Annotated in this window: 11 protein-coding genes; 5 read left to right on the top strand and 6 right to left on the bottom strand. The window is 66.2% G+C overall.

What is annotated here, in order from left to right:
- Window positions 1-148: 148 nt before the first annotated feature.
- Window positions 149-1,852, top strand: coding sequence for a methyl-accepting chemotaxis protein (locus ACSUZJ_RS07130; protein ID WP_499414643.1), 1,704 nt, complete (start codon window positions 149-151; stop codon window positions 1,850-1,852).
- 165 nt (window positions 1,853-2,017) lie between these two features.
- Window positions 2,018-3,724, top strand: coding sequence for a methyl-accepting chemotaxis protein (locus ACSUZJ_RS07125; RefSeq protein ID WP_499414641.1), 1,707 nt, complete (start codon window positions 2,018-2,020; stop codon window positions 3,722-3,724).
- A 55-nt stretch (window positions 3,725-3,779) separates the two neighbouring features.
- Here the strand turns inward: ACSUZJ_RS07125 and ACSUZJ_RS07120 are convergent, their stop codons facing one another.
- From ACSUZJ_RS07120 to ACSUZJ_RS07105, 4 genes are all read right to left on the bottom strand, one after another.
- On the bottom strand, window positions 3,780-4,040 hold the full coding sequence (locus ACSUZJ_RS07120; RefSeq protein ID WP_499414639.1) for a PAAR domain-containing protein: 261 nt from the start codon (window positions 4,038-4,040) through the stop codon (window positions 3,780-3,782).
- 14 nt (window positions 4,041-4,054) lie between these two features.
- A complete protein-coding gene (locus tag ACSUZJ_RS07115) occupies window positions 4,055-5,836 on the bottom strand; it encodes a type VI lipase adapter Tla3 domain-containing protein (RefSeq protein WP_499414637.1) in 1,782 nt (593 codons plus the stop codon).
- Window positions 5,833-8,016, bottom strand: a complete 2,184-nt coding sequence (locus tag ACSUZJ_RS07110) for a T6SS effector phospholipase Tle3 domain-containing protein (protein WP_499414635.1) — start codon at window positions 8,014-8,016, stop codon at window positions 5,833-5,835. Before ACSUZJ_RS07110 ends, ACSUZJ_RS07115 begins: the two co-directional genes overlap by 4 nt.
- 137 nt (window positions 8,017-8,153) lie before the next feature.
- Entirely contained in the window at window positions 8,154-10,895 is a 2,742-nt protein-coding gene (locus tag ACSUZJ_RS07105; RefSeq protein ID WP_499414633.1) for a type VI secretion system Vgr family protein, read from the bottom strand.
- 514 nt (window positions 10,896-11,409) lie between these two features.
- Here ACSUZJ_RS07105 and ACSUZJ_RS07100 point away from each other — a divergent pair.
- Genes ACSUZJ_RS07100 through ACSUZJ_RS07090 form a run of 3 tightly spaced genes read left to right on the top strand, consistent with a single transcriptional unit; the run spans window position 11,410 to window position 15,940 of the window.
- A complete protein-coding gene (locus ACSUZJ_RS07100; protein ID WP_499414631.1) occupies window positions 11,410-12,675 on the top strand; it encodes a YaiO family outer membrane beta-barrel protein in 1,266 nt (421 codons plus the stop codon).
- Window positions 12,676-12,677: 2 nt separating this feature from the next.
- Complete coding sequence (locus ACSUZJ_RS07095; RefSeq protein WP_499414629.1) at window positions 12,678-15,005, top strand: sulfatase-like hydrolase/transferase; 2,328 nt, start codon at window positions 12,678-12,680, stop codon at window positions 15,003-15,005.
- A complete protein-coding gene (locus tag ACSUZJ_RS07090) occupies window positions 15,002-15,940 on the top strand; it encodes a hypothetical protein (RefSeq protein ID WP_499414627.1) in 939 nt (312 codons plus the stop codon). Before ACSUZJ_RS07095 ends, ACSUZJ_RS07090 begins: the two co-directional genes overlap by 4 nt.
- Window positions 15,941-15,952: 12 nt before the next feature.
- On the opposite strand, the gene ACSUZJ_RS07085 is transcribed toward ACSUZJ_RS07090, so the two are convergent.
- Entirely contained in the window at window positions 15,953-16,336 is a 384-nt protein-coding gene (locus ACSUZJ_RS07085; protein WP_499414625.1) for a hypothetical protein, read from the bottom strand.
- 137 nt (window positions 16,337-16,473) lie between these two features.
- On the bottom strand, window positions 16,474-17,619 hold the full coding sequence (locus ACSUZJ_RS07080; RefSeq protein WP_499414623.1) for an acetyltransferase domain-containing protein: 1,146 nt from the start codon (window positions 17,617-17,619) through the stop codon (window positions 16,474-16,476).

Genomic DNA, 17,619 nt, shown 5'->3' with positions numbered 1-17,619 from the left:
CATGGCGCTGCCGCGCGGGGTCTTGTTTCGCAAAGACAACACTAATACATGACCATATGTCGCTTGACTCAACTATTTCCGGTCAACAATAGACATTGATATTCATCAATGTAATATATTGTTTCCGCTGTCCTTATATCTGGAAATCATGGGTTTCTTCAACAATCTGAATATTGGCAAGCGCCTCGCTGCCGGCTTTGCACTGACGCTCGTCACCACACTTCTTATTGCCGCCGTCGGCATGGTCCGGCTGAACAGCGTTTCCGAAAGCAGCGCCGCGGTCCTGAACGCACCGCTCGCCAAGGAACGCATGATCACCGAGTGGTACATGCAGATCTTCGCGGCCGTGCGCCGCACCGCGGCCATCGTCAAGAGTACCGATCCCTCGCTCGGCCCCTACTTCAAGGACGACGCCGCCAGGACCGGCTCGCGCTCGACCGAGCTGATCAAGCAGATCGAGCCCCTGATCACCGATGGCGCCGAAAAAACGCTGTTCGACCAGATCGCCGCCCAGCGCAAGGCTTACTCGAAGGCGCGCGACGAAGCGATCAAGGCCAAGGCTGCCGGCGACGAGGCGCTCGCCGCCCAGATCCTCGACCAGCAGTTCACCCCGGCGGCGAACGCCTACCAGGAATCGGTGCAGCAACTGGTGGCAATGCAGCATGCCAGCATTGCCGCCACCGCGCAGGCAAACAAGGACAGCGCCGCGACCAGCCAGACACTGCTGGGCGCGCTCGCGACGCTGGCGGTGCTGCTGGGCGCCGTGTCGTCCTGGCTGCTCACGCGCGGCATCGTGGGTCCGATCCGCGAAGCCGTGGCGCTGGCCGAAACCGTGGCCAGCGGCGACCTGACGCGCCGCATCGAAACGACCGGCCGCGACGAGACCGGCGCCCTGCTGCGCGCCCTGCGCCACATGAACGACAGCCTGGTGGCCATCGTCACCCAGGTGCGCGGCGGCACCGACACCATCTCGAACGCCTCGGGCGAGATTGCCGCCGGCAACCTCGATTTGTCGAGCCGTACCGAGCAGCAGGCCTCGGCGCTCGAGGAAACCGCGGCGTCGATGGAACAACTGACCGGCACCGTGCGCCAGAACGCCGACAATGCGCGCCAGGCCAACCAGCTGGCCATTACCGCCTCGAACGTGGCCGTCGAGGGCGGATCCGTGGTCGGCCAGGTGATCACGACCATGGGCTCGATCAACGAATCCTCGCGCAAGATCGTCGACATCATCGGCGTCATCGACGGCATCGCATTCCAGACCAACATCCTGGCATTGAACGCCGCGGTCGAAGCGGCGCGTGCCGGCGAACAGGGCCGCGGCTTCGCGGTTGTCGCCTCCGAAGTGCGCAACCTGGCCCAGCGCTCCGCTGCGGCGGCAAAAGAGATCAAGCTTCTCATCGGCGACTCGGTCGAGAAGGTCGACTTGGGCGCCAGACTGGTCGACCAGGCCGGCGCCACGATGGAGCAGGTGGTCGAATCGATCCGCCGCGTGACCGACATCATGGCCGAGATCACCCATGCCAGCCTGGAACAGACCGGTGGCATCGAGCAGGTCAACGCGGCGATCGGCCAGATGGACGAAACGACCCAGCAGAACGCGGCCCTGGTCGAGGAATCGGCCGCGGCGGCCGGCGCCATGCAGGAGCAGGCGGCGAAGCTGGCCGAGGTCGTGAGCGTGTTCAAGCTCAACGTGCAGGTGGCTGGACCGGCAGCGGCCCCGGCGCTGCGCCCGGCACAGCCGGCGCGTGTGCGCAAGGAGCCGGTCACCCCGCCGCCAACCCTCCCGAAACCGGCAGCGAAGCCGGCGAAGCGTACGACCGCCACGGCGGACGAGTGGGAAGAGTTTTGACCCTGGCCTGAACAGCGTCACGGAAAGCCGCCTGCACGTCAGGCGGCTTTTTTTTATGCCGCGACTGTTGCTTTTGTGGGTAAGTACTTACCCTTATCAGCCCAAAAGTTACCTTCGCGCAATATAGAATATGCGCCTCTGACATTTACAGAAACCAGGTACACGATGATCTCGATTAGCAACATGAATATCGGAAAGCGCCTTGGCGCGGTTTTTACGCTGGTGCTCGCGCTGACGGTATTGATTGCCGCGGCCGGCATCTGGCGCCTGAATGCGATCGCCGACGCCACGAATGCCATGATGGCAGCGCCGCTCGCCAAGGAACGCCTGATGAGCGAGTGGCATACCCAGACCTTCGCCGCGGTCCGCCGTACCGCCGCCATCGTCAAGAGCAACGACACCAGCCTCGTCGAGTTCTTCAAGGCGGACGAAACGAAGACCTCCAGCCGCTCGACTGAACTGATCAAGCAGATCGAACCGCTGCTGGAAGACAAGGAAGAGCGCGCATTGTTCGACCGCATTGGTGAACTGCGCGCGGCCTACGCCAAGGCCAAGGCCAAGGCAGTCAAGGCGCGCTCCGACGGCGACCCCGACGGTGCGGCACGCATCCTCAACGAAGAATACGTTCCTGCCGCCGATGCCTACGACGGCGCCCTGGCCGACCTGGTCAAGATGCAGCAGAACCGCATCGACGCCATTGCCGAGGGCATCAAGGTCGACAACAACGGCAGCGCACGCATGATCGGCATCCTGGCGGCGGCCGCAGTGGCGCTCGGCGCGCTTTGCTCCTGGTTGCTCACGCGCGGCATCGTGGGTCCGATCCGCGCAGCCGTGGCGCTGGCCGAAACCGTGGCCAGCGGCGACCTCACCCACCGTATCGAAGTCACCAGCAAGGACGAGACCGGCGCCCTGCTGCGCGCCCTGCGCCACATGAACGACAGCCTGGTGCGCATCGTCAGCGAAGTGCGTGCCGGCACCGACACCATCGCCACCGGCTCGGCCGAGATCTCGGCCGGCAACCTGGACTTGTCAAGCCGTACCGAGCAGCAGGCTGGGGCCCTGGAGGAAACCGCCGCCTCGATGGAAGAACTGACCACGACCGTGCGCCAGAACGCCGACAACGCACGCCAGGCCAACCAGCTCTCGATCGCGGCCTCGGAGATCGCGGTCCAGGGCGGCGCGGTGGTGGGCGAAGTCATCACCACGATGGGCTCGATCAACGAATCCTCGCGCAAGATCGTCGACATCATCGGCGTCATCGACGGCATCGCCTTCCAGACCAACATCCTGGCGCTGAACGCCGCGGTCGAAGCGGCGCGTGCCGGCGAACAGGGCCGCGGCTTCGCGGTCGTGGCATCCGAAGTGCGCACCCTGGCCCAGCGCTCCGCCGCCGCGGCCAAGGAAATCAAGGCCCTGATCGGCGACTCGGTGGACAAGGTCGACCTTGGGGCCAAGCTGGTCGACCAGGCCGGCACGACCATGGAGCAGGTGGTCGAATCGATCCGCCGGGTCACCGACATCATGGCCGAGATCACCCACGCCAGCGCCGAGCAGACCGGCGGCATCGAGCAGGTCAACGCGGCCATCGGCCAGATGGACCAGGTCACCCAGCAGAACGCGGCCCTGGTCGAGGAATCGGCCGCTGCCGCCGCCTCGATGCAGGAGCAGGCCGCCAAGCTGGCCCGGGTGGTTGGCGTGTTCAAGCTGAATGGCCATGCCGCCGCCGCGGCCCCTGCACCGGCGCCGGCACGTGCGCTGGCGGTGCAGCCCAAGCCGGTTGCGCGTGTGACGAAGGCGAAGGCGGCGCCCGCCGCTGCCCTCAAGCCGGCGGCGCGCACCACCGCAGGCGCGGATGAGTGGGAAGCGTTCTGATCGCTTTTCCGGTCGCTGATGAAGCCGCCTTCGGGCTAATGCCAAAGAGGAAGACTCAAGTGCAAGTCATGTGCGGATCGCCCGGCAGCAACGTTGCGCCGCAGCTCGTCTTGTGGCCCTCATAGGCCACCGGCGTGCCGTTGATCGTGTGCCGGGCTTGTCCTTCCACGATCGTCCCCGGACCGTGGATCGGACAAGTCGTTTTGTCGCCGACACAGGCGACAGCGATCCCGCCCACCGTGAAATGGGTAGCGGCCACGCCCACGACTTCGCCGCCGTGACTGGTCCGATCGTTCAGGCGGATGATCTTCGGCATAACCCCTCCCCTCCTTATTGATAGGCGCCGAGATCGACGGCCGGGATGCCGCGGTGCGCGAACACGTCGCCCCCCATCGGGTGCTTCTGGTTCTTGCGCTGCTCGTCCGAGGGCGGGCTGATGAGGACGATCGAGGCTTCGTCGGGGCTGCGCAGGTTGATTGCCGCGCTGACGCCGCCATCGCGGTAGCTGCCCATCACGCCGATACCCATCTGCACGAACAGGGTGGCCGCGCCGGTATTGCCGAGGCGCTTGTCGGTGTCGATGAACTGGCTCGACTTGCCGCTGTCGAGCTCGGGTCCGCCCGCCGCCGCATGGGCATCGAGCACGCCGTGCAGGGCGACCAGTTGGTCGGTGTTGCTGGCGGTGGCGGCGATCACGCGCGCCGGGGCCTCCCTTCTCTGCGCTTCGGGCAGGGTCTGCAGCGCGGCCTGCCAGCCGGCCTGCAGCAGCTTTTGCCGTTCCGCGCGGCGCGTGACGGGCTTGCCCTGCTCGTCGGTGAAGCGGACAAAGGTCGGCCGGTGGATGTAGCCGAGCGTGGGCAGGCGGTCGAAGGTTTCGAGCTGCTCCCGGTTCCAGGGGATGGGGAACCAAGGGGTGGGCTTCCACTCCCTTGGCGGGTAGTGGGCGAAGGGGTTGAGCTTGCCGAGCACGCCGGGAACGCCGGTGCCGCGCACGTCGGGGCGCTGGGCGAAGGCGGCGGCGGCTTCGAGCCATTCACTGACCAGAGGCTGGCGTTCGCCTGTTCCCTTGATATCCTGGCGTGTCATGTCGGCGCCGACCTGGGCCGGCGTTTGCAATGTCGTCTTGCGCTGCCAGTTGGGAACTGCAGTTCTCAGATTTCCGTACATCCAGCGGAACTCCTTTTGCACGAACTCGTTGTCCGGGTCATCCCAGACGAAGGGCCGCACCGGATCGACCCGCTCGCGGCGCGCGAGTACGAAGAGTGCGGAAGCGTCGGGCATCTCGGGAATATAGTATCCATCCCTCAGCAATTCGGGCGTACCCTCTGCGCGATTAGCGTCCCGTGTTCCCATGCTGTCTTCGGAATTCAAGACAACATAGGGCACGTCAGGATTGGCGTCGAAGAAGGCGAACACGTCCTCAATGATACGATCAGGCTGTTCGCCAAACCGGCGTGGACCAATGACAAACAGGTGCCATGCCATACCGGATCCGACTGCACCGCCAGCAAGTCCCGGATCAGGGCTCTCAGGCGTGTCTGCCTGCCACTGATTGTATGCCGGTGGTTCAGCGTTAAAGACCGGAACCGCGTAATACATTGGCGTGAACTGTGCGCCATTCTCCAGGGAGTCTCCACCACGGCCCCCTCCAGTTCCACCTTTATCAATCGCAGACCAATTGTATTTCTTCGGATCCTGTTCGCGGATCGTCGCATGCGGGTTGCCCGCCTGCAGGGCTTCCCACAGCTTGCCCTGCCGGTACTTGTCCAGGGTGACGCCAAGCCCGATCACTTCCAGCACGTATTCACGCTGCTGCTGCTCGTCTTGCGCCGCCTGCCGGACCTGGACCGCTACGCCTTTCTGCGTGACTTGTTCGTTCTTCGAGGCTTTTACCCACTGGGCGCCGAACAGCGCTCCAACGGCGACCACTGGCCCCACCACCCACCACAAGATTCGATTACCCATCGTTTGCTCCTGAATGGTCAAGCTGTCTGGTTCTATGACCGTCATCACGAAGACCGCCCACAAGGGAATCAGGACGATGAGCGCGAGAATGGCTCCAATTACATATTTTGCTGGATGTACCTGTGCTTTTCCGGCCTTGCTGCTCATCTTGTCCCCTTCTTTCCGCCCTTCGAATCAGCCGATGCCGGTAAAGCGACGACACGGTCACCGGCCACCGTTTCGCACACGACGAGACTCGGCAAGCCTGTATGCAGGGCCGGGACGCAGGAAGGGAGTACACCAGAACTGTAATAGTCGGCATTGCCCAAAATTAGTTCTTTCCGCTCTGCGTTTTCTACGTTCCAGTAAGTACTAAACCTTATTGCAAACTCGCCCCATCGCATGACGGATAGCCTTTTTTCAGCCTTGGGATCCGTCTGCAACCGCCAATCCGCCACCGCACACAAATACGCATAAAACTTCGGATCGCTCGACGCCAGTCCGCCGCCGATGGCCAGGTCGTAAGCCGTCACATTGCGATGATTCTTCGCGCTGCCGAAAATGGAACCGTGGAAGGATTTCGGGCTGACCTCGTGCTGCCAGCGCTTGCGCGCTTCGTCCGGGCTTTCCTGCACGAGCGCCTGGACCGTGCCGTCCGGGTAGCGCACGACCTCCAGTATCTTGCGACGCCCGTTCGGGCCCAGGCCATCCAGCTTCTTGTCGCGGTTGTAACGCTCTTCGACCACCTGGCATTCGGTCTTCGGGAGCTTTTGTGGCGATCCAGGGCGGCGCACGCCGCCGCTGGGGTCGGGACAGGTCTCGCGCCAGGCGTTCAATCCGCTGCCGCTGGTGATGGCGATCGCAGCGTCGATCGGATCGACCTCCTCGCAAGGCCCCTGATCCTCGGCAGCAACCTTCGCCTGTATCGAGCTTTTCGGGATATTCTTCGCATCGATCTGGCCGCTTCCCCGCAAATCCGCCGGGACCGGCACCCGCAGGGCCTCGCCATTGATGGTGCGGATACCCTCGCGCCTGGACGCATCGGACTTCATGAAATCGAGCAGGCCCGGTTGCGGTGGCCAGGCTACCTCCTGGTGATTTGCACGCAAGGTTCGGTTGGCATCGGCCACATGGGCATGATCGTCCTCGTCCTCGGTGCGTAGTGCGAAATCGTGGGGCGGCTGCCCGACAAGGACCGGGCCGATCTTCTTTTTCGCCAGGTCATGGCGCTGCTTGGCGGTGAAAACGCGCTGGAAGAAACCGCGCCCCAGTTCGGCCAGCGGTTTGCGGTCCACCTGCTCGGTGGCGTACTTGACGGAAGCGTCGCCCCAGATGCTGCGCTTCTTGCCCGGGTCGGTTTTCGACACGGCCGTCCCGCGCATGAAGTCCGGCACGCCCTGCCAGCCGATGCCCTTCATGTTGTCCAGCGCGACCGTCATGTCTTCGGGGCAGAAGTACAGATAGACCTTGCCGCGGTTGTCGCGGTCAGTGCCGGGGCTCCATTTTGCGCCGACCATGCCGTGGTGCTTGCCATGGTCGGTCAGCGCCGTGAAGGCCGGCGCCGCGTGCTTCCTGGCGGCCACGCCCTGCACGATATTGGCCAGCGTGCGCAGGCGCGCGTCGAAGGTCTGGCGCGACGTGAGCACGGTGTAGTGCCCTTCCATGGCCGGATCGGTGCCACTCTTGAACTTCTCCGACGCGCCGACCAGGAAACCCGATTCCTCCTCCAGGCTATAGGGTGGGTGGGTCAGCACCAGCGTGTCGGCCGGGCGCTTGCCCTCGTCGAGCAGGAAGGCCTGGGCCAGCAGGCTGATCAGGCAGCCCTGGCTGTGCGCGACGATGTTCACGGCTTCGTTGGCGTCGTAGTCGCGGATCATCGCCACCAGGGCCGCCAGCCGTTTCGCCGCAAGGATCATGTACATGCGTCCGGGCGCGCTCAACACCGGCCGCACCGGGTCGCCGCCCACGTCGGCGGGCGAGCAGATGCCCCGGTTCCACATGTCCGGCAAGGTGCTCGTGGCGTTGGCGAAGGGTCCGCCGCCTTTCGACAGGTCCTTGTCCAGGCGGTTGCCGAAGCGGTCGGTGCGCTGCCCGTTCTTCGTACCGGACTCCTTGAACACTTCCCGATAGCCCCAGTAGAAGGGAATGACCGGACTGTGCGTCCCGGTCTCGGTCTTGCGCTTGAAGAAGACCGCATCCGGATCTGGTTCGAGCACGTCCTTGTCCCTGGCAGTGGGCATCCGGTAGCTGCCGGGCACGAAACGGCCGGGCTTGCCGTGCAGGCGCATGTCGAGTCCGGCGCACAGCCCTTCCTCGACGGCGCCGAAGCCGGTGCCGACGTCGTTCACGCCATGGATGACGATGACGTTGCAGGGCAGGTCGGGCTTGACGTCCACTTTCTTGTCGGACGTGCGCTCGCATTGCAGCACGCTCGCGTCCTGCCCGATGCAATAGGGTTGCCGTGGATACAGCATGCAGTGTCTCCTTACTGTTCGTCGGTGAGAATGCGGATGTGCGCGATATGCATCGCGTCGCGCTCCAGCAGCCCGGTCTTGCCGGCGGCGTCGCTGACGCCCCTCAAGGTGCTGCCGTCGCTCATCTCGATCTCGAAGCGGCGGTTGGCGGCGGGCACGGCATCCTCGCCGTGGGCCCCGTACTTGAGGATGAACTTCTGGTCGGGGCTGCCGCTCTCGAAAGCCGGCAGTTCGGCCGCCATCGTCGCCGGGCCATCGAAAGGAAAGTTCGCCGCCTGGTGCCTGATGTCGCCTTTGGTGCCGAGCGTGATGCCGCCGCCGACCTTGACGAAGGAACCGTCCTCGGCAATGAACTGGATCTCCTTGGCCATCAGGACGATCTTGCCGTCGGTGGCGGTGAGCTTGACGTTCCTGGCGGAGTTGACTTCGGTGTCGTCATGCTGGCTCTGCAGCAAGAACTTGCCGTGATGGGCAATCGCCCGGATGCCGCCGTGGTGCGAGAACAGCGATACGCCCTGCCCTGCGTTGAGGTTGAAGCGCTGCCCGGCGGTCAGCTGGATGTGCTGCTGGGCCACGCTGTCGAGGTTGCTGCCGGCATAGCTGACGATCGCCTTCGGAGTGGCGAAGCTGAGGCCCTCGGGCGCCGTGACGCCGATCAGCGCCTTGCCGCCGCCCTGCCCTTCGGGCGCGGTATTGCTGCCGTTTTCCCAGTCGCTCAATTGCGTCCGCATGTCACCGAGCGGTTCCGCGTCGAGCGGCAATGCCCGGTGCTCGGCCGCGTAGTTCCCCAGGCTGCGGCACTGCTCCAGGCACTGCTCCATCAAGGACAGGAACTCGGCGCGGGCCAGCTGGCCGTCGACCGCGTTCAGGCGCTTCCATGCCGTCAACAGCATGCCCTTGGCGGCGCGCACGGCCACGTGCTCGTCGCTGCGCAACTCGGCGCCCTCGCCCCGCGCGGCAGCTTCCCCGTCGCGGCGCGGGTGCCGCAAATGGCCGAGATTGAGCTGGCTGTGCCCGTGTTCGCTCGCCAGCTGGGCACTGATCTGGCCGGGCGTGTCATCCATGCGCAACTGGTTGTAGCGCTGGCCCTTCACCTCGCGGCTCTTGATCCCCGACAGGAAACGGTTACCCGGCAGGCTGCCCGAATGCGTGAAATCCGGCGGCGGCGTCCGGCCTCCGTGGACGCGGCCCGTGATTACGGGCCGGTCCGGGTCGCCTCCGAGGAAGGAGACGAGGCACTCGTCGCCGGCGCGCGGCAGCGCAATCGCGCCGTAATGGTCGCCCGCCCAGGAACTCGAAACGCGGATCCATGCCGAGTCGGTGTCGCTATCGGATGCGCCTGCTCCCTGGGCGTGAGCGTGGTCACTGGGGCGGCAAGCCGGGAAACGCACCTTGACCCGGCCCCGCTGGTCGCAGTGGACTTCCTCGTCCCCTGGCGTGACCACGATGACGCTTTGCATCTGCACATTCGGCAGGTCGACACGCGGGTCGTATGCGGGCACGATGGGAATGCCGCGCCGCACGCAGCTGAACCGGTTCGTGTAACGCGCGCCGCGTTCGGCACTGGCGCGCGCCAGGCCATCGTCCGGTTGGCACCATTTATTCAAGGTAAACAGGCGCACGATGCGATCGTTCAGGGATGTGGGCAGGTTGTTTTCGGCGTCCACATGCAGCTCGGTCACCACGAATTCACGCTCCTCGGCAGCGTGCGTATCGATTTCCGCATGCCCTTCCACCGCAATCCACTGCCCGACATCCAGGTCGCGCACCCCGCTCTCCGCTTCGAAGTGCTTGGCTTCGTACTCGCGGTGCTGCATGCGCAACGTGGCCAGTGTACGGAAATCAGCCGCGTTGCTGCCCGCATGGGGAGAGTCGACCAGGTACTCGTCGAGGGTTGCGGCAAACCGGTTTCCAAACTCGCCCTGGTCGTGGTGCCCCGGGATCGCTATCTCGCTTGCCGATGACTGCTTGTAATCCCAGCTATGGCGCGTGACACCTCCGGCAGTCAGCGAGCGCACGGCGTGCCATGCGGTAATGCTGTCACGGGCTTCGGTACCGTCGTCGCGGTGATAGCGCACCGTCCCGGCCGGGCTTTGCGCGAGGGATCGTGAATCGTCGAACAAGACCAACCGATGGCCACGCACGGCGTCATGCCGCATCGGCTCGCCTGGTTCGAAGGACCAGCCCAGGCCGCGCCGTTTCCATAGGCGGCGCAGGAACACCGCATCGGATTCGTTGTATTGCATGGTGAATTCGCGCGCCTCATACGATCCCGTTGTCAAAAACTTGAAATCGAAGGCGCGTGCCAGGACCGGGTTTTTCTGCAACCATTCCTGGAGCAGGATACGGGTGATATCGAGCTCGCTGGCCTGCCGGAAAACGCGCGTGTTGATGCGCGCCTCCATGAGCGAGAGCGCATCCCGAATCACCAGTTGGTAAGTGGCCAGCCCACCGTCGCTTTCGCCTTCGGCTGCCTGCGCCACGATCCCGCAGACCGAATGCAGATTTCCCCGGTCGGTCACGAACTGAAGTTCGGCCGCCATCGCCATGAAACTCTTCAGCGGTAGCCCGGCCTGGCTGGCGACGCACAGCAGGCGGTATTCGAATCCGCCGCAGATGCTTGCCCGGCCTTTGACGTGCTTGACCAGCAGTCGGTCGGTAAGCGGCCCCTGTTCACCCGACAGGCGCAGCCGGATCGGGCGGTTCGCATCGGTGAGATCGCGGGGTAGAGCGAGGAGATCTTGAGAATGCATGAAGGATTCCAGTGGCAGAGGGAGTTGACCATCGGTGCGGCCGATGGTGTTAACCACTGGAATGGTGCGGGAGTGCGGCAAGGAATTGTTGATCCGTATCAACGCCGCAATCTGGCGGCGCCCAGCCTACTTGTACTGATACAACGGCCGTCACCTCGATCGGCCGGATAGCGCGAGAACCTGCCCCACTCTTGCCGCGATGCCTTGATAGAACACCTGCATGCGCTACCGGGGCTGTTGCCTGCCCTGTTATCGGTCCATCGGAACCGCGTGGGCACAGGTGCCCACCCTACGGGAGGCGTTACCGACTCACGGCGGCAAAAAAGCGCTACTGCTTGCGGTCGAGGCCAACGCTGCAATTTCCTGTACTTCCAGACCACGTTTGACGACGCCACGCGACACTGGCGCGCCATGGGCATATCCGCGTCTTGACGCCCCCTGGCCGCTCGTGCAGAGTTGCGCCGTGGCACTGCCTTGAGGCAGTGCAAGTTTCGCTTTCATTTATCCGCACCCAATGCCCATCGATTTCCAGCTGCCCCCGCCGTCCACCGAACAGATCCAGCCCGCCACTGCAATCACCACCGCCTCCTTCGACGAGCAGTACGAGAAAGCGCGCGCGCTTGCCAATGCCGGCCAGCCGGCGCTGGCCGTGGCCGCCTATGACGCCCTGCTGCTGCGTTCGCCCGGCAATGTCGACGTGCTGCTGGGGCGCGGCATCGCGTATACCCGCCTCGACCGCTGGAGCGAGGCCCAGGCCGACCTCGAAGCGGCGGCCAAGGCGTCCCCGGAGTATGCCGATGTCTGGCTCGCCCTGGGCAATATGCACCGGTGGCACGACCAGCCGGAACCGGCGATCGCCGCCTACAGCCGCCTGGTGGCGCTGCGCCCGGATGACGCGTCGAGCTGGATGGCCCGCGCACGTGCCTACCGCGCCGCCGGCCGCCTTGCCGAAGCACGCGCCGACCTGGCGAAAGCCCGCGCCGCCGGCGGCAATGCGGCCGAGATCGACGCCTTCGACGCCGCCCTGGTTGCAGCCCCGATTGCAGCCCAAGCGCCGCAGCCGCGCGCCGGCAATCCGGAAGCGGCGCTGGCCGCCGGCTACACCTGGGCGGCCAGCCTGTCGGGCAGCTGGACGGACGTCGGCAGCGGCCCGCGCTGGAACGACCAGACCGCCAGCGTGCGCCACTACATGCCGCGCGGCTCGATCGGCTTCGAGACCCTGCGCGCGCACCGCTTCGACCAGAGCGGCTACGCCTGGGCGCTCGACGCCTACACCGACCTGTGGCCGGGCGCCTATGCCAACCTGCGCTACCAGCGCGCGCCCGCCGCGCGCCTCTTCCCCGAGAACTCGGGCCGCATCGAGGTCTACCAGTCGCTCGGCGGCGGCTGGGAAGTCTCGCTCAGCGACGACGTGCTCGGTTTCGATTCGCGCGTGAACATCTACGGCGCGACGCTCGGCAAGTACGTCGGCAACTGGTACATCCAGCTGCGCCACCAGAACATTGTCTCAAGAGACTCGCACAGCAGCGGCGACCGCCTCATGGCGCGCTACTACTACGCCGGCGATGCCGACAGCTACGTCGAAGCCACGGCCAACCGCGGCCGCAGCGACGATCCGCTGTCGCTGGGCGGCGGCCGTGCGCGCTCGGGCGGCGGCAGCCTGACCTGGGTGCGCTACTGGTCGCGCGACTGGGGCAGCAAGGTCGGCGCGAACTTCTCGCGCGATAGTGGGGACGCGCGCGAGCGCGGCGTCTCGGTCGGCCTGTACCGCCGGTGGTAGGCGTGCGCGCTGCCTTCGCGCGCCTCGGGCGCGCGCTTGCCTTTTCCTTCGACGCCCTGCCGGCCCTGGTGCTGGCCTGGCTCTGCCTGCGCATCGCCGAGGCGGTCCATGCCAGCGGCGCCGGCGTGCCGCAGTCGGGCCTGTTCGGCCCCGGCCTCGGCAACGACCTGCTGTCGCTGCTGCGCTTCTGTTTCGTCTTCCTGCTCGGCGCCCTGCCCCTGGCCCTGGTTCCCTCGCGCCGCTGGCGCACCGTCCTGCTCGGCGCGATCTGGAGCCCCCTGCTGCTCGCCCATGCGGCGCTGCTGCAGTACCACTGGATCTCGGGCGTGCCGCTCGGAGCCGACCTGTTCGCGTATTCGACGGGTGAAGTGCAGGCTACCGTGGCTGGCGGCTTCCAGCTCAGCCCCCTGCTGGCCGTGGCCACGCCCGCCGCGCTGGCGCTGCTGTGGCTGGCGCTGGCGATGACGCTGCGCGACTGGTGGCCGCGCGCCTCGGCACGGACCGCCGGCATCGCCCTGGCCGCCAGCCTGGCCGCCTTTGCCGTGCTGCCGCAGCGCTTCGCGCCGCCGGTGGCGCGCACCGACGCCGACACCGAGTACCTGCTCAACAAGACCGCCTTCTTCATCGACAACAACCTGGCCTACCTGCGCGCGCCCATCGAAGCGGCCGCGCCGCGCGTCAAGGCGCAGACGCCGTGGTCTGGCAGCGACCCGCGCTACCCCTTCGCGCATGCCGAGCGCACGCCCGACACCCTGGGCCCGCTGTTCGATACGCGGCCCGGCGCGCCGCCGCCGAACCTGGTCTTCATCATCGTCGAAGGCCTGGGCCGCACCTTCTCCGGCCCCGGCGCGCGCCTGGGCAGCTTCACGCCCTTCCTCGACGAGCTGGCGGGTAGAAGCCTGTATTTCGAGAACTTCCTGTCCGGCCAGGGCCGCACCTTCGGCGTGCTGACCACGGTGTTCGGCTCCCTGCCCTTCGGCGAGAACGGCCTGGCCGCGCTCGGCGAGAAGCTGCCGCGCCACGCCTCGCTGCTGACGGTCCTGAAAAGCCAGGACTACAAACTGCGCTTCTACTCGGGCTCGAACCTGGAATTCGACAACGAAGGCCTGTTCCTGCGCCGCCAGGGCGTCGACACCCTGGTGAGCGAAAAGGATTTCGGTCCGCCCTACCAGCGCAGCAACGACTGGGGCTATGCCGACCGCGACCTGGTGGAAGTGGCGCTGGCGCGCGAAGCGCAGGCGCCCGCCGGCCCGTTCGTGACCATGGTCCAGACCACCAGCATGCACAGCCCCTTCACCTTCCCTGGCAAGAGCGCGTACCTGCGCCGCGTCGACGCGCGCCTGGCCGAACTGAAGCTGGCGAAGACGCCGGTGCACGAGAACGGACGCGACATCTTCGCCAGCGTCCTCTACACCGACGACGCGCTGCGCCTGTTCTTCGAGCGCGCGCGGCAACTGCCGGGTTACGAGAACACGATCTTCATCGTCACCGGCGACCACCGCCTGCCCGAACTGCCGATGGACACGCGCATCGAGCGCTACCACGTACCGCTGATCGTGTATTCGCCGCTGCTGAAGGCGCCGCGCTCGATCAAGGCGATCTCCTCGCAGTTCGACATCGCGCCTTCGCTGCTGGCCTATCTCGCGAACAGGCACGGCCTGAAGTCCCCAGCCGACGTAAGCTGGATCGGCACGGGCCTGGACACCGAGCCCTCCTTCCGCAACCTGCACGTGGTGCCGCTGAAGCAGACCAAGACCGAGATGAGCGACTTCGTCTCGGGCACGGCCTACCTGGCGCAGGGACGGCTGTACACGGTCAGCGACGGCATGCAGGTCGACCGCAGCGACGACGCCGGCGCCCTGGCGCGCGCCCAGGCCCAGTTCCGCGATTTCCTGAAGGCGAACGGCACGGCCGGGCGCAGCGAGGCCCTGCTGCCGCCCGACGCGGCGCAACTGGCCGGCTATGGCGGCGAGCGCACGCTGCGCGCCACGGCGCTGGCCGCCAGCGCGGGCGACATCGGTGTCACCGGCGTGCGCCGCGTCGCCGGCGGCAGGGAGGCCGTCTTCGAGGCCACCTTCACCAACCACGGCGCCGGCACCTCGCCCGAGTTCGTGCCCCTGCTGGTCATCACCAACGAGCACGGGCTGGAGCTGCTCGAGACCGCCGCGCCGGCGCGCAGCCTCGGGCCCGGCGAGTCGGCCACGGTCACGCTGCGCCCCAACCTGGAGAAGGTCGCGCCGGGCGGCTACTTCGTCTCGGTCCTGCCTTCGCACCCGGCCACCGGCCGCCCGGTGGGTCTCGGCCAGTACCACGTGGAGACCCGCCTGTGAAACACCTGCTCGCCACCCTGCTGCTGGCGCTTGCCGCCGGTCTTGCCCCCGGCGCCCACGCCGCCGAGCGCCTGGGCCCGCGCGCCATCTGGACCTGGGAAGAGGATTCCTACGCGATGCTCGAGGATCCCGCCGAGGCGGACCGTGCGATCGCCTTCCTGCAATCGAAATCGATCGACACCGTCTTCCTGTACGCCGACGCCTTCGACCGGCGCAACCTCATCGTCTCGCAACCGCAGCTCTACCGGCGCCTGATCCGGCGCCTGCACGCATCCGGGCTGAAGGCCTACGCGCTGCTCGGCTCGGGCTACCTGCACACCGAGCGCTACGTGCTGCCCAAGCACCGGGCCGAGGCGCTGGCCATGCTGCAGCGCGTCCTCGACTACAACAGGACGGCGGCGCTTGACGAACGCTTCGACGGCATCAATGTCGACATCGAGCCCCACATCCTCGACGAATGGGCCACCCGCAAGATGGAGCTGCTGGCCGGGTTCGTGGCGCTGTCGGACGCGCTGATGGCGGCCAAGCGCGCCTCGGGCCAGGACCTGCCGCTGGGACCGGCAATTCCGTTCTGGCTGGACGGCCTGCAGATCGAGTGGAAGGGCCAGCGCAAGCCGATCAGCCAGCACGTGCAGGACATCTACGACTACGTGGCGCTGATGGACTACCGCGACCATGCGCTCGGCGGCGACGGCATCGTCAGCCATGCGATGGACGAACTGCGCTACGCCGAACGCATCGAGCGCCGCGTGCTGATCGGCGTCGAGACCCTGCCGAACGCGATCAGGAAGGTGTCCTTCCACCACCTGAAGGCGGCGGACATGGAGCGCGAACTCGGCGAGACAGCCCGCAGCGTGGGCGCGATGCAGCCCTTTGGCGGCTTCGTGATCCACCATTACGGGTCCTACCGCAAGTGGCTGGGGCTTCCCCCCTGAGGTGGCTTCGCTTCAGATCCGGGTGAGCCGGATCGTGTGCTCCTGCTCCTTACCCTCGGCGCTCCAGCGCTGGTGGGCTTCCAGGGTCGACTCGTCGATCCGGCGCCACTCGAAACGGGCGGGCGCGTTGACGGGTTCGAAGATGGCGTTGTCGGCGCCGATGCTGGAGGCCTTCCAGGTGAATTCGCCCCACTGCGACATCACTTCCCCATCCTTGAAGGAAATCGTGCTGCCGTCGGTGCGTCCGTCGAACGCCGCGCTGGCGTAGCGGTGCGACTGGAACACGTTCGGCTCGGGCCGCTCGTATTCCTCGTAGAACTCCTTGCCGTCGGCGCCCTGGCCTTTCCAGCGGCCGGTCAGGAACTGCAGCTGGGCGAAATCGTCGATGCTGAACATGCTGGGCCTCCCGTATGGATGGTGGCGCCACTCTACTCCGATCGCAAACCGCGCGGCACGTGATATGCCGCCCTGGATTCTCCGCCAGCAACCAGTCGCTTCATGGCAAGTGCCGGCCCAGGCGCCGGGACCGGGCGCTACAGGTATTTCAGCCAGGCCAGGTCGCGCCGCCTTGCCTTGAGAGCGGCAAAGGCGCGCACCGCCGGGAACAGGGCGAGGGCCAGGACAACGGTCAGCATCCAGACCGGCCACACGCTGTCCATCCGGGGCGCGAAACCAGCGGCGTCGAGCACGCGCGCAATGACCTGCAACACGTACAGGTGCAGGATGTAGAAGAACATCGGCGCCGCGCCCAGCACTGCCAGGTTGGCCGCGAGCACGCCATGGCGGCGTTCCAGCAGCACCAGCAGGAGCAGGCCGATGCCCAGCGTCAGCGCCGCGAACAGCAGCGAAGGCGGGTATTTCGTCACGTTGAAGAAGCTCATGATGGCCTGTTCCGTGGTCATTCCCGGGCCCCAGGGACGGTCGCCATAGACGTTGAGGGCGCGCAGCAGGACGAATCCGGCCAGCGCCGCCGCTGCCCAGCCGAGCAGGCGTCCTTGCCGCGCCTGCGGCGCAACACCCTGGGCGAACCACGGGCCACATGCGTAACCCAGGCAGATGATGCCGATCCAGGGCAGCACCGGGTAGGAGGTGCGAAGACGCAGGCTCTCCCCCACTTCGAGCCAGCCGCGCTCGTGCAGCACCGCCCACAGGGCGTGCAAGGGATGGCCGGCGGCAAAATGCACCGGGTCGAGCAGGTTATGGCCGGCCACGATCAGCAGGCCGAGCGCGGCCAGTGCGCTGCGCGGCAGGCGGACCAGGCAAGCCAGGGCCAGCATCGACAGCCCGATGGCCCAGATCACCTGCAAGTAGATGACCTTGGGCGGGAAAGTCGCGGTCCAGGCGAAGTTGATGAGCGTCAGCTCGAGCACGACCAGGAACAGCCCGCGCCTGGCCAGGAAGGATGCGGCGGCGGCCGGACCGTCCCTGTGCTTTGCCGCGTAGAGGCAGGCCGACAGGCCGGTCAGGAACACGAATACCGGTGCGCACAGGTGCGCGATCAGGCGCGAAACGAAGAGCGAAGGCGGGGTCGCCGCCACGTCCATCGGATCGGACACCTGCATGTGCAGCAGGAAGGTTTCGCGCACGTGGTCGGCCAGCATGAAGACCATGACCAGGCCGCGCAGCGCGTCGATACTCATGATGCGGCGCTGCGCCGCTACAGGAAGTGCTTCTTTCAT

Source organism: Telluria sp. B2 (genome assembly GCF_051789535.1).
Lineage (GTDB): Bacteria > Pseudomonadota > Gammaproteobacteria > Burkholderiales > Burkholderiaceae_D > Telluria.
The sequence above is the reverse complement of the archived record's forward strand: the minus strand, read 5'-3'. Positions and strand labels throughout refer to the sequence as shown.

What these genes read in the sequence shown, in the direction of transcription:
- ACSUZJ_RS07130 (WP_499414643.1), top strand. Translation starts at nt 149, where the DNA reads ATGGGTTTCTTCAACAATCTGAATATTGGCAAGCGCCTCGCTGCCGGC.
- ACSUZJ_RS07125 (WP_499414641.1), top strand. Translation starts at nt 2,018, where the DNA reads ATGATCTCGATTAGCAACATGAATATCGGAAAGCGCCTTGGCGCGGTT.
- ACSUZJ_RS07120 (WP_499414639.1), bottom strand. Translation starts at nt 4,040, where the DNA reads ATGCCGAAGATCATCCGCCTGAACGATCGGACCAGTCACGGCGGCGAA.
- ACSUZJ_RS07115 (WP_499414637.1), bottom strand. Translation starts at nt 5,836, where the DNA reads ATGAGCAGCAAGGCCGGAAAAGCACAGGTACATCCAGCAAAATATGTA.
- ACSUZJ_RS07105 (WP_499414633.1), bottom strand. Translation starts at nt 10,895, where the DNA reads ATGCATTCTCAAGATCTCCTCGCTCTACCCCGCGATCTCACCGATGCG.
- ACSUZJ_RS07100 (WP_499414631.1), top strand. Translation starts at nt 11,410, where the DNA reads ATGCCCATCGATTTCCAGCTGCCCCCGCCGTCCACCGAACAGATCCAG.
- ACSUZJ_RS07085 (WP_499414625.1), bottom strand. Translation starts at nt 16,336, where the DNA reads ATGTTCAGCATCGACGATTTCGCCCAGCTGCAGTTCCTGACCGGCCGC.
- ACSUZJ_RS07080 (WP_499414623.1), bottom strand. Translation starts at nt 17,619, where the DNA reads ATGAAAGAAGCACTTCCTGTAGCGGCGCAGCGCCGCATCATGAGTATC.